A 12,630-nucleotide genomic window follows, 5' to 3' on the forward strand; every position below is an offset into this window, starting at 1 on the left:
AAGACTAGCCTTCTTTACGAGACTGACTTCCTTGCCGACTTGCCCGCCTGTAGATACTTATCGATCCCCGCCGCCATCTTGCGCCCTTCGGCGATCGCCCAGACGATGAGCGAGGCGCCGCGTTTGGTGTCGCCGCCGGCGAAGATGCCGTCGAGGTTGGTCATGAAGTTGTCGTCCACGGCGACCGCGCCGCGCTGGTCGTACTTGACGCCGAGGCTGTCGAGCAGGCCGTTCTTCACCGGACCGGTGAAGCCCATGGCGAGCAAGACTAAGTCCACGTCCATTTCGAACTCGGTATTCGGCATCGCGGTGAACTTGCCGTTTTCGAACTTGACGCGGTTCGCGTGGAGCTTGGTCACATGGCCGTTGTGGCCGGTGAATTTCGTCGTCGAGATGCTCCATTGCCGGTCGCAGCCTTCTTCGTGCGCGTGCGACGTACGCAGCTGCATCGGCCAGAGGGGCCAGGGTGTCGAGCCGGCCCGCTGGGGCGGCGGTTCGGGCAGCAGCTCGAATTGGTGCGCTTCCAGGCAGCCTTGCCGATGGGCGGTGCCGAGGCAGTCGGAGCCCGTGTCGCCGCCGCCGATGATCACGACGCGCTTGCCCTTCGCCGTGATCGGCTCGTCGGTCACGGAAATGCCGGCCGTCCGCTTGTTCTGCTGCGTGAGATATTCCATCGCCAGATGGACGCCCTTGAGCTCGCGGCCGGGGATGGGCAGCTCGCGCGCCTGCTCGGCGCCGAGCGTCAATCCGACCGCGTCGAACTGGGACCGCAGCTGCTCCGCAGTGATGTCTTTGCCGACCGTCACGCCGGTGCGGAATTCGACGCCTTCGGCCTTCATCTGCTCCAACCGCCGGTCGATGACCCACTTTTCCATCTTGAAGTCCGGGATGCCGTAGCGGAGCAAGCCGCCGATGCGGTCGGCTTTCTCGAAGAGCGTCACACTGTGGCCGGCGCGGGCGAGCTGCTGCGCCGCGGCCATTCCGGCCGGGCCGGAGCCGACGATCGCCACCGTCTTGCCCGTTTTCCTGACCGGCAGAACCGGCTCGACCAAGCCTTCATTGAAGCCCCGATCGATGATGTTCCACTCGATGATGCGGATCGACACCGGATCTTCGTTGATGCCGAGCACGCAGGCGCCTTCGCAAGGCGCCGGGCACAAGCGGCCGGTGAATTCCGGGAAGTTGTTCGTCGTATGCAGCGCCTTGAGCGCGTCCTTCCACCGGCCGCGGTAGACGAGGTCGTTCCATTCAGGAATGAGATTCACCACCGGACAGCCGGTGGAGCCCTGGCAGAACGGCACCCCGCAATCCATGCAGCGCGCGCCCTGGATCTTGAGCTTGTCCTCGGAGATCGGCTCGTACATCTCCTTCCAGTCGAGCACCCGCAGCTCGACCGGCTTGCGCTTCGGACCCTCACGGGCATATTTCATGAAACCCTTCGGGTCTCCCATCAGTGCACCGCGCTCGCCTTCCGTTTCCGCTCTTCCAACACGCGCTTGTAATCGACCGGCATGACTTTGAAGAACTTCGGCAGCATGCCGTCCCATGCGTCGAGGACGCGTTTGGCGTTCCGGCTGCCGGTATGCATGAAGTGCGCGGTGATCATCTCGTGCAGCAGCTTCTTGTCGTCGTTGGTCGTGACCTTTTCCAATTCCACCATGCCGAGGTTGCACCGCGACTGGAATTTGTCCATCTCGTCCAACACGAAGGCGACCCCGCCCGACATGCCGGCGGCGAAGTTCCGGCCCGTCCGGCCCAACACCACGACGACGCCGCCCGTCATGTATTCGCAGCCGTGGTCGCCCGTGCCCTCCACGACCGCCCGGACGCCGCTGTTGCGCACGGCGAACCGCTCGCCGGCCATGCCGTAGAAATAGGCCTCGCCTTGCGTCGCCCCGTAGAGGGACGTGTTGCCGATGAGGATCGTCTCTTCCGGCGTGAAGAGGACGTTCTTCGGCGGGTAGACGATGATCTTCCCGCCCGAGAGACCCTTGCCGAGATAGTCGTTGGACTCGCCTTCCAGCGTGAGCGTGATGCCGCGCGAGAGGAAGGCGCCGAACGACTGCCCGGCCGAGCCGGTGAACTTGATCGAGATCGTGTCGGGCGGCAAGCCCTCCAAGCCGTATTTCTTGGCGACCCGGCTGGACAGCATCGTGCCGACGGTCCGATTCACGTTGCGGATCGGCAAGTCCAGTGTCACCTTCTGGCCCGTTTCCAGCGCCGGCTTGCACAGTTCGATCAATTGATTATCGAGCACGCAGTCGAGCCCGTGATCCTGCTTCTGCACGCAGTAGCGCGGGATCTCGGGCGACACATCGGGCGCCTTCAGCAAGGGCGTGAGGTCGAGGCCCTTGGCTTTCCAATGGTCGATCGCCTGCTGGACTTTCAGTTTGTCGACGCGGCCGATCATTTCATTGACGGTCCGGAAGCCCAGCTTGGCCATGATCTGCCGCAGCTCTTCCCCCACGAAGAAGAAGTAATTGACGATGTGCTCTGGCTGCCCGGCGAATTTCTTCCGTAAGGTCGGGTCCTGGGTCGCGATGCCGACCGGGCAGGTATTCAGGTGGCACTTGCGCATCATGATGCAGCCTTCGACGATCAACGGCGCCGTCGCGAAGCCGTACTCTTCCGCGCCGAGCAGCGCCGCAATGGCGACGTCGCGGCCGGTTTTCAGCTGGCCGTCGGTCTCGACGCGAATGCGCCCGCGCAAGTCGTTCAACACCAGCGTCTGATGCGTTTCGGCCAAACCCAGTTCCCACGGCACGCCGGCGTACTTGATGGACGAGAGCGGCGAGGCGCCGGTGCCGCCCGAGTCGCCGCTGATCAACACCTTGTCCGCATGCGCCTTCGCGACACCGGCTGCGACGGTGCCCACGCCGACTTCGGATACGAGCTTGACCGAGACGGCCGCGTCTGGATTGGAATTCTTGAGATCGAAAATGAGCTGGGCCAAGTCTTCGATGGAATAAATATCGTGGTGCGGCGGCGGCGAAATCAATTGCACGCCCGGCGTGGAATAGCGGAGGCGCGCGATGTTGTCGTCCACCTTGTGACCGGGCAATTGGCCGCCTTCGCCCGGCTTGGCCCCCTGCGCCATCTTGATCTGCAGTTCCTTGGCATTGACGAGATAGTGCGACGTGACGCCGAATCGGGCCGAGGCCACCTGCTTGATGTAGCTGTTCTTGCTGTCGCCGTTGGGCAGCGGCTTGAAGCGCTCCGGATCTTCGCCGCCTTCGCCGGTGTTGCTCTTCGCGCCGAGCCGGTTCATCGCGATCGCGAGCGTCTCGTGCGCTTCCTTGCTGATCGAGCCGAACGACATCGCGCCGGTCGTGAAGCGCTTCACGATCTCCTTGGCCGGTTCCACCTCGTCCAACGGAATCGGCTCCGGCTGGAACTTGAAATCGAGCAGGCCGCGTAAATTCGATCGCCGCTTGCTCTCGTCGTTCACCAGCTGCGAGAACTCGGCAAAGGTCTTCGGGTCGTTGGATTTGGTCGCATGCTGCAGCTTATAGATGGTGTCGGGATTCCAGTTGTGGTGCTCGCCCTGGATCCGGTAATGGATCTCCCCGCCGAAGTCGAGCTGCCGGATCGGCGCCGGCTCATAGGCCATCCGATGGCGTTTCAGCGTCTCTTCGCCGAGCTCACGGATGCCGATCCCTTCCACGCGCGACGGCGTGCCGGTGAAATAGCGATTGATCAGCTCATGGTTGAGCCCGATCGCCTCGAAGATCTGCGCGCCGCAGTAGGACTGGACGGTGGAGATGCCCATCTTGGAGAAGATCTTCAGCAGGCCCTTGTTGATGGCCTTGATGAACTTGCCTTCGGCCGTCTGCGCGTCCAACCCCTCCGGCAAGTAGCCGTCCCGCTCCATGTCGATGAGCGACTCGAAGACGAGATAGGGATTGACCGTGCCGGCCCCGTAGCCGATGAGACAGGCAAAGTGATGCACGTCGCGCGGCTCACCGGTTTCGACGGTGAGGCCGACTTCGGTCCTGGTGCATTCCCTGACCAGATGATGATGGACGGCCGCGACGCCGAGCAGGCTCGGGATCGGCGCCCATTCTTCGTTCACGCCGCGGTCGCTCAGGATCAGGAATTTGTATCCCTCCTTGATGGCCTGCGACGCCTGGCGGCAGAGGTCATCGACGGCCGCGCCAAGTCCCTCCGGCCCCTCCGCTACGCGGAACAGCATCTTGAGCGTCTTGCTCTTGAAGTGCGGGTCGGCGATCTCGCGGATCTTCTGCAAGTCGGCGTTGGTCAGAATCGGCTGCTTTACCCGGATACGCCGGCAGGACTCCGGATGTTCGTCCATCAAATTGGGCTTCGGCCCGATGCTCGTCGTGAGCGACATGACCAGCTCTTCGCGGATCGGATCGATCGGCGGATTGGTCACCTGCGCGAAGAGCTGCTTGAAATACTTGTAGAGTAATTGCGGCCGCTCCGACAGCACGGCGAGCGGCGTGTCGGTGCCCATAGACGAGACGGCTTCCTGCCCCTCGACCACCATCGGCGTGATGACCATCTTCAATTCTTCGACGGTGTAGCCGAACGCCTGCTGGCGCTGGCGGATCGTCGGATGATCCGGCTGCGGCACGTTGATCGGCTCGGGCAATTCGTCGAGCGAGATGCGGTATTGCGTGACCCACGACCGGTAGGGCTTGCGGCTGACGATTTCGGCTTTCACCTCTTCGTCGTCGATGATGCGCCCTTGGACCGTATCGACGAGGAACATCCGGCCCGGCATCAAGCGCCCCTTCTGCCGGATTTTCTGGACGTCCATCGGCAGCACGCCGGCTTCCGAGGCCAGCACGACCACACCGTCGGTCGAGACTTGGTAGCGGCACGGCCTGAGACCGTTCCGATCCAACGTCGCGCCGATCAACTTGCCGTCGGTGAAGCAGACCGCCGCCGGGCCGTCCCACGGTTCCTGCATGGCGGCGTGGTATTCGTAGAACCCGCGGCGGTCGAGATCCATTTGCGGATTCGCGACCCACGGTTCGGGAATCAGCATCATCATCGCATGGGGCAGCGACCGCCCGCCCATCGTGAGGAACTCGACCGCGTTGTCCAAACAGGCCGAGTCGCTCTGCTGCTCATAGACGATGGGATAGAGCTTCGCGAGATCCTTGCCGAAAAGATCTGAATTGAGCCGTCCCTGGCGGGCGCGCATCCAATTGACGTTGCCTTTCAGCGTGTTGATCTCGCCGTTGTGGCAGATATAGCGATAGGGATGCGCGAGCGGCCAAGTCGGGAACGTATTGGTGCTGAACCGTGAATGAACGAGGGCGAGCGCGCTGGCGAGCGTCGCGTCGTTGAGATCCTGATAGTAGGCCGCCATCTGATGCGGCAGCAGCAAGCCCTTGTAGACGATCGTGCCGGCCGAGAGGCTCGGAATATAAAAGTATTCCCGTCCATGGATGGCCGACTCCCGCACGGCGTTTTCGACGCGCTTGCGGACGACGTAGAGCTTGCGCTCGAATTGTCCTTCGTTCAGCACGTCCCGGGCGATGAAGATCTGCCGCATGAAGGGCTCGGTGCGCCGCGCCACCTCGCCGATGGCGTCGCTCTTCACCGGCACGTCGCGCCACCCGAGCAGCCGGGCGCCCTCTTCGCGCACGATGGAAGCGAACAGCTGTTCGCACTGCTGTCGCGCATCCGCTTGCGGCGGCAGAAAGACCATCCCGACGCCGTACTCGCCGGCATTCGGCAGCGACACGCCCACGTCGGCAGCCGCGCGCTTCAGGAAGTCGTGGGGCACCTGGAGCAGAATGCCCGCGCCGTCGCCGGTGCAGGGGTCGCAGCCCTGCGCGCCGCGGTGCGTGAGGTTTTCGAGAATTTGCAGGCCCTGGCGGACGATCGCATGCGAACGCTGGCCTTTGATATTCACCACAAAGCCGACGCCGCACGAGTCTTTTTCCTGCTGCGGATCGTACAAGCCTTGTTTTGGGGGCAGTCCGGGTATCGACATCATGCGCAACTCATAGTCTCATGTGACGAAACAGGTCGGAACTTCGCGGTCAGAAGCCACTCGTGTGAAGAGGCAAGCACGCGATAATCGGGTGTTTTTCTTCGGGGGCTCCCGTTGCTGTTCGGTGCCCCGCACAATACTGGAAGGGCTTCGAATCTGTCAAGGTTCGCGGTGAGTTATGAGGCCGGTTTGCTTGACATTGTTTACTGGACTGCCCTACCATCCGCCGCATGTCCAACGGACCGATTACTTCGACGATCCATACGATGGCGGACGTCTGGGAGGCGTACCGCGACGAGTTGGACGGGGTTGAGCGTCAGATCCGGGAAAATCTCGATTCCAGCGTCACTCTGGTCAATACCGTCGCCGCTCATATTTTGAGCAGCGGCGGCAAGCGTGTCCGTCCCCTGCTGCTCCTGCTCTCGGCCCGCCTCTGCGGCTATGGGGGCCGCGACCATCATCAGCTCGGCAGCCTGATCGAATTCATCCACACCGCGACGCTCCTGCACGACGATGTCGTGGACGAGGCGGACATCCGCCGGGGGCGCCGGACGGCCCGCAAAGTCTGGGGCAATCAAATCAGTATCCTGGTGGGCGACTACCTCTACTCCAAAGCGATGGCCCAAGTCGTGGAGTTCCGCAGCCAGGGTATCAACGAAGTCCTGGCCGAAGCCTGCACCAAGATGGCGGAAGGCGAAGTGCTCCAACTCTATTACAACGGCAACCCCGCGATGCCGGAAGCGGATTACGTCAAGATCGTGGAGCATAAGACCGCGGGCCTCATCGCGGCGGCCTGCCGGATGGGCGGCATCATCGCCGAGGCGGCGGAAGACAAGCAGGAGGCCCTCTTTCGGTTCGGTCAATACCTGGGCATCGCGTTCCAGGTGGCGGACGACACCCTCGACTACACGGCCAACGGCGAACGGCTCGGCAAAACGCTGGGCCAGGACCTCCGTCAAGGCAAGGCGACGCTGCCGCTCCTGCACCTTCTGCAGCACTGTTCGGAACCCGACCGCCGGATGATCACCGATCGGATGGAAACCCGCACGCTGAGCGAAGCCGACTTGGATCGCATCCTGTCGCTGATGGCGGAGTTCGGTTCCATCATCTATGCCATGGACCGGGCGCGGACCTATATCGCGGCGGCCCAGCACGAACTTGAGCTCTTTGAGGACAGCACCGCGCGACGCGCGCTGGCCGTGGCCGCCGATTACATGATCACCCGCGACCGGTAGCCGGTCTCCGTTCCAGCCCGTCGGGAGGGACGGGGGCCATCATCTCCAGCCGGATACATCGTCAAACATCATCACCCATACGGCAAGGAACCGATTCATGTCACAGATCATCCCGTTTCGCGGCACCCTCTACGATCCATCCGTCGTCGGCGACATCGCGCAGGTTGCGGCGCCGCCCTATGACATCATCGACGCCGCCGGCCAACGCGCGCTGCATGACCGGCATCCGCAGAACATCATCCGGTTGGAGTTGGGCCTGGATCAGGCGGGCGACAGCCCGGCCCACAACCGCTACACCCGCGCCGCCGCGACGTTGAAAGACTGGCTCAAGACCGGCGCGCTCAAACGGGACGCGCAGCCGGCCGTCTATTACCACACGATCGAATACCGCGTTCCCTCATCGGACCCGCAGGCGCCCCGCAAGGTCCTGCGCGGTTTCCTCGCGACGACGAAACTGGAGTCGCTCGACTCGGGGCATATTTATCCGCACGAGAACACGCGCGCCGCGGCCAAGACCGATCGCCTCAATCTGCTGCAGGCCTGCAAGGCCAACTTCAGCCCCATCTGGCTCCTGTATTCCGATCCACAGAACGCCGTCCTGAGCGCGCTTGAAACGGCGGTGAAGGGCCAGCCGGCCCGCATCGATTTCACCGACGACAGCGGCTGCCGCCAGCAGCTCTGGACGGTGAGCGAGCCGGCCGTCCTGAAGCAGGTGGTGGAGGCGCTGCAGAGCAAGCCGCTGTTCATCGCCGACGGGCACCATCGCTATGAGACGGCGTTGAACTACCAGCGCATCAGGCGGGAACAGGCCGGCCAGCCGGCCGGGCTGCACCCTTACGATGCCGTGTTGATGATGCTGGCCCCGCTGGAAGACCCGGGCCTCACCGTCCTGCCGACGCACCGCGTGATCACCACGGCGCTGCCGCCCTACGCGCAGGTCAAGACGCTGCTCGGCGAGACGTTCGACGTCCAGGAGTTCCCCTTTACCGCGGCCGATCGCACCGCAGCCAGAACGTCCTTCATCACCGCGCTCCGGACCCAGGGGCGGACGGTGCCGACGTTCGGCCTCGCCCTCGCCGGAGCGGACCGCTACGTCACGTTGGCGCTGAAACCGGCGTATCGCCCCTCGGCGCAGGCCTCGCCGCGCGCGCGATTGGATGTGTCCCTGTTGCAGCAGCTCGTCGTGGCGAAGCTGTGCCCCACGCAGGAGGCGCAGGAGGCGATCCTCTACACGAAGGACGATCACGAAGCCCTGGATTGGGCGGCACAGGGCAAGGGCACGGGCGCGCTGTTATTGAACGCCACGAAGGTCAGCGAAGTGCAAGCCGTGGCGACGGCGGGCGAGCGCATGCCCCACAAGTCCACCTACTTCTATCCCAAGCCCCTCACCGGCCTGGTCATCAACGTCATGGAGGAATAACGGCGCTCGCGCGGGCTCCGGGAGCCCCTCGTCCACTCCCTTGCCCTATATCGCTCATGCGGGTTCCGCAGTGCTATGGAAGCGAAGATCCTCATCGTCGACGACAACGCGGACATCGTCACCATGCTGGAAGATCGCCTGCGGGCATCGGGTTACCGGACCGTGGTCGCGCGCGACGGGCAACAGGCGCTCGAACAGGTCGAGCTGGAATCCCCCCACCTCGTTCTCCTCGATCTCGATCTGCCCAAGCTCTCGGGTCTGGACGTGCTGAACCGCCTCGGGCAGATGAGGCAGGCCGAGCATCTTCCGGTCATCGTGATGACCGCCTACGGATCGGTGGATGCGGCGGTCGCCGCCATGAAGGAAGGCGCCTATGATTTTCTGACCAAACCGCTGGACAAGGACCATTTGTGCATCGTCATCCGCAAAGCGCTGGAGCGGACCTCGCTGCTGCGCCACGTCGACTGCCTGCGATCGGAAGTCGCCGGCCGCTATGCGGCCATCGTGGGCGGCAGCGCGGCCATCAAGACCGTCATCGAATCGGCGCAGCGGGCCGCCAAGTCGGACGCCGGCGTGCTGTTGCTCGGCGAAAGCGGCACCGGCAAGGAGCTCTTCGCGCGCTCCATCCATGGATGGAGCCAGCGGCGCGCGATGCCGCTGATCGTCATCAACTGCGTCGCCCTGACGGAGACGCTGCTGGAGAACGAATTGTTCGGGCATGAACGGGGCGCGTTCACCGGAGCCGACCGACAGCACAAGGGCAAGCTGGAAATGGCGGACGGCGGCACGGTCTTTCTGGACGAGATCGGAGACATGTCGCTGCCCCTGCAGGCGAAGCTGCTGAGGGTGTTACAGGATCGGGAATTCCACCGGGTGGGCGGCACCAAAACCGTGTCGGTCAACATCCGCGTCATCGCCGCGACGAACAAGGATCTGCGCCAAGCCGTCAAGGCCGGGCAATTCCGCGAGGATCTCTATTTTCGGCTAAACATCATCACCCTCACGCTGCCGCCTCTGCGCGAGCGCGCCGGCGATATCGTGCCGCTGGCACAGTTTTTCCTCGACCGGCATTCCAAAGACGCCAAGCGGCCCGGCATGGCGCTCAGCGCGGCAGCGCTGGACGCCCTCACCCGCTACAGTTGGCCCGGGAACATCCGGGAGTTGGACAACGTCATTGCGCGGGCCGTCGTCTTAAGTCCCAGCGAAACGATCGAACCGGAATTGCTGGCGCTGCTTCCGGAAGAGTCCAGCCGCGGGAGCGACGGCGACGGGCGCCTGCCGTATCTCAATCTGCCGTACCACGAATCGATGGACGCCCACAGCCGGCACATCATCGCCCGAGCCCTCGAGCGAGCCGATGGCAGCCAAACCAAAGCCGCCGAGTTTCTGCAACTCCAGCGCACCTATCTCGCCCGCTTGATCAAGCGACAACGCGGTAGAGAGGAGGGGGTAAGGGGGTAACGGGGTACCGGGGTATCCCGCTAGCCCATTATCCCGTTACCCCGCTATCCCGCTACCCCGTTACCCCATCAGTTACTCCGCGAGGCGCCGGTCATCCAATCTGATCAATCCCGCCCGCGCGTCCTGCTCCGCCTGACTGTACCGCTCGGGCGTCCCCACATCCGACCAATAGCCGTGCAGATCGTAGCCGAGCACCGGCTCTCCCCGTGCGATGGCGGCGACATAGGGATCGATGATCGACGATTCGACGCCCGGCTTGACGTCGCGCAACAGGCGCGGATTCAGGATATGCACGCCCGCGAACATGCGCGGTTGTGTCGGACCGGGGTCGCTCAGGCCGCGGCCGGTAATCCGGACGATCCGATTGCCCGCCGCCACTTCGACCAATCCCCAGCGGGCCGCCTCCCGATCCTCCCGCAACACCAGCGTGGCGGCCGCCTTCCGCTCCCGGTGAAAGGCGCACAGGGCGGTCAAATCCAGCTCAAACAGGGTGTCGCCGTTCAGCACGAGCACCGGGTCGCCGGAGAAATAGGGCTCGGCCTGCTTGATCCCGCCGCCCGTGCCCAAGATCACCGGTTCCTGCGAATAGATGATCCGCAAGCCGAACTTCGACCCGGTGCCCAGCGCCTGCTCGATCATCGGCCCAAGATGATGCAGATTGATCACGACATCGTGGAAGCCGTGCCGTCTCAGCAACAGCAGATTCCAGACGATGAGGGGCGTGCCCGCGACCGGCAGCAAGGGCTTGGGGATCGTATTGGTGAGCGGCCTGAGGCGGGTGCCCAGCCCCGCCGCGAGGATCATGGCTTTCATGGAAGAACGTGACGAGTGACGAGTGATGAGTGACGAGTACGGCGAGCATCCCGCCTCGGCGATTCAAGAACGATCACTTGTCACCTGTCACTTGTCACTCGTCACTGTAATTCCGGCACATACGGCGTGAGGTGCTTTCGCAGCCTGTCCAGCTCGGGATACTTCTGAAGATTGCGCTTGACGTAGCTCAGCACGCGCGGAATGTCGGCGAGAAATTTGGGGTTGCCTTTGACACGATCGATATAGACGAACCGGCCGGCCGCCTTGAGATTGCGTTGGATGCTCGTGAGATCGAACAGCCGGCGGAAGGCTTCCCGATTGGTCCAGACGCAGCGCCGTTCGGCCAATTGACCCAGGTAATAGCCGATCAGATCGTCCACGAGCGTCTCGTCCAGCTGAATATAGGCGTCCCGCAAGAGCGACGCCAGATCGTAGGTGGCCGGCCCCATCAAGGCGTCTTGAAAATCGATCACGCCGAGACGCAAGCCGTCGACCATGAGATTGCGGGAATGGTAGTCCCGATGGGTGAAGACCCGCGGCTGCCCGGCCAACAGCTCCGCGATGACTTCGAACTCATGCCGGATCGCGGTCCAATCGTCGGAACACATCGGCTTCCCGCGCCGCGCCACGATGCCGTACTCCAGAAAGTGATCGAACTCCCACATCAACAACGGCACGTCGAAGCTGCGATGGAATGCCAGGCAGCCGGGATCGGCCGGGGTCGTGGCTTTGACCTGTATCTGTACCAACACGTTGATCGCCTGCTTGTAACGGGCTTCGATAGTGGGCCCCTCCGCCTTGCTCACGGCTTCCGCGAGGGTCACGTCGCCGAAATCCTCCAGATACAGAAGGCCTGCCGTTTGATCGTAATAGTGGAGCGCCGGCACCGACACGCCGGCCTTGGAGAGGTGCGACAAGATATTGAGGAACGGCAACTCGGTTATCTGATGCAGCGCGCCGCTGACCGCTTCCTCCGACTGCTTGAACCCCTCCGGTTCTGCGAGCTGCATCAAAATCAGGGAATGGGGCGGGCCGCCCGCGACGTCCAGGCGATAATAGCGGCGATTCGACGCGTCGCCGGCCAGCGGCCTCAGGCCGCGCAGAATCAAGCCCGGCGACAGCTGCGCTTCGATGGTCTGCGCGACGAGCGTCTGATCGGGAGGAGCCAGGGAAGTTTTCGGAGGCGCGGGATGGGCGGTGGACATATGCCGCGGATTATAGCGGCTGCCCCCGGACTTGTCACGGCGCGACACGAATCGTCGTCAGTCGAGGACGGCGGACGCCGAGGGGTGCTCCAGCGCCTGATAGACCCGATGCATCATGAACGCGCCGAGCCCCGCACCCGCCGTATCGGCCGTCCAGTCCTGCCAACTGGATTCTCGAAACGGCACGAACAGCTGATGCACTTCGTCGCTGAGGCCGTAGAGCGAGGCGGCCAAGACGGCGAACAGCATCGCCTGCCGCACGGAAAAACCGGCCGCGCCCCAACGGAACGCGCGATACCAGAGCGCGCTCAGACCGGCATACTCGACCGCATGCAGCAGCTTGTCGCTGAGCTCGGCGAGGAACGACGGCAGCTGCTCTTCGGGGTGAGACTGCGCGGACAGATAGAAGATCAGTCCCATATAGGCCGCAACCGGCGCCCAATAACGAGTGACCCGCATCATGTCCATGAAGGCACCGTGCGGCTGCCGCGCCTCCGATTCGTCCCGTTCATTGCATGCCCTCCGACC

Annotated in this window: 8 protein-coding genes; 3 read left to right on the forward strand and 5 right to left on the reverse strand. The window is 63.5% G+C overall.

Annotated elements, in window-relative coordinates:
• Nucleotides 1-14 precede the first annotated feature (14 nt).
• Together NITMOv2_RS17160 and gltB are read right to left on the reverse strand one after the other, a co-directional pair.
• Nucleotides 15-1,451 (reverse strand): glutamate synthase subunit beta, encoded by a 1,437-nt coding sequence (locus tag NITMOv2_RS17160; protein WP_053381028.1) that lies wholly within the window; start codon nt 1,449-1,451, stop codon nt 15-17.
• Complete coding sequence (gene gltB / locus NITMOv2_RS17165; protein ID WP_053382139.1) at nt 1,451-5,968, reverse strand: glutamate synthase large subunit; 4,518 nt, start codon at nt 5,966-5,968, stop codon at nt 1,451-1,453. Before gltB ends, NITMOv2_RS17160 begins: the two co-directional genes overlap by 1 nt.
• A 266-nt stretch (nt 5,969-6,234) precedes the next feature.
• On the opposite strand from gltB, the gene NITMOv2_RS17170 reads away from it, so the two are divergent.
• The 3 genes from NITMOv2_RS17170 to NITMOv2_RS17180 all read left to right on the forward strand — a co-directional run bounded on the left by NITMOv2_RS17170 (nt 6,235) and on the right by NITMOv2_RS17180 (nt 10,084).
• Nucleotides 6,235-7,203, forward strand: a complete 969-nt coding sequence (locus tag NITMOv2_RS17170) for a polyprenyl synthetase family protein (RefSeq protein ID WP_187299254.1) — start codon at nt 6,235-6,237, stop codon at nt 7,201-7,203.
• A 97-nt stretch (nt 7,204-7,300) separates the two neighbouring features.
• A complete protein-coding gene (locus tag NITMOv2_RS17175; protein ID WP_053381030.1) occupies nt 7,301-8,623 on the forward strand; it encodes a DUF1015 domain-containing protein in 1,323 nt (440 codons plus the stop codon).
• Between the two features lie 75 nt (nt 8,624-8,698).
• The gene (locus NITMOv2_RS17180) at nt 8,699-10,084 is read left to right on the forward strand and encodes a sigma-54-dependent transcriptional regulator (protein WP_053381031.1); all 1,386 of its coding nucleotides are present in this window, start codon (nt 8,699-8,701) and stop codon (nt 10,082-10,084) included.
• Nucleotides 10,085-10,156: 72 nt separating this feature from the next.
• On the opposite strand, the gene NITMOv2_RS17185 is transcribed toward NITMOv2_RS17180, so the two are convergent.
• From NITMOv2_RS17185 to NITMOv2_RS17195, 3 genes are all read right to left on the reverse strand, one after another.
• Nucleotides 10,157-10,897 carry a nucleotidyltransferase family protein gene (locus tag NITMOv2_RS17185; RefSeq protein WP_083448150.1) on the reverse strand — a complete coding sequence of 247 codons (741 nt, stop codon included), beginning with the start codon at nt 10,895-10,897 and terminating at the stop codon, nt 10,157-10,159.
• A gap of 101 nt (nt 10,898-10,998) precedes the next feature.
• Entirely contained in the window at nt 10,999-12,102 is a 1,104-nt protein-coding gene (locus tag NITMOv2_RS17190; RefSeq protein ID WP_238590385.1) for an aminoglycoside phosphotransferase family protein, read from the reverse strand.
• Between the two features lie 57 nt (nt 12,103-12,159).
• Entirely contained in the window at nt 12,160-12,570 is a 411-nt protein-coding gene (locus tag NITMOv2_RS17195; protein ID WP_053381034.1) for a VanZ family protein, read from the reverse strand.
• Between the last annotated feature and the right edge of the window lie 60 nt (nt 12,571-12,630).

This window comes from Nitrospira moscoviensis, from assembly GCF_001273775.1.
GTDB classification, from domain to species: Bacteria; Nitrospirota; Nitrospiria; order Nitrospirales; family Nitrospiraceae; genus Nitrospira_D; species Nitrospira_D moscoviensis.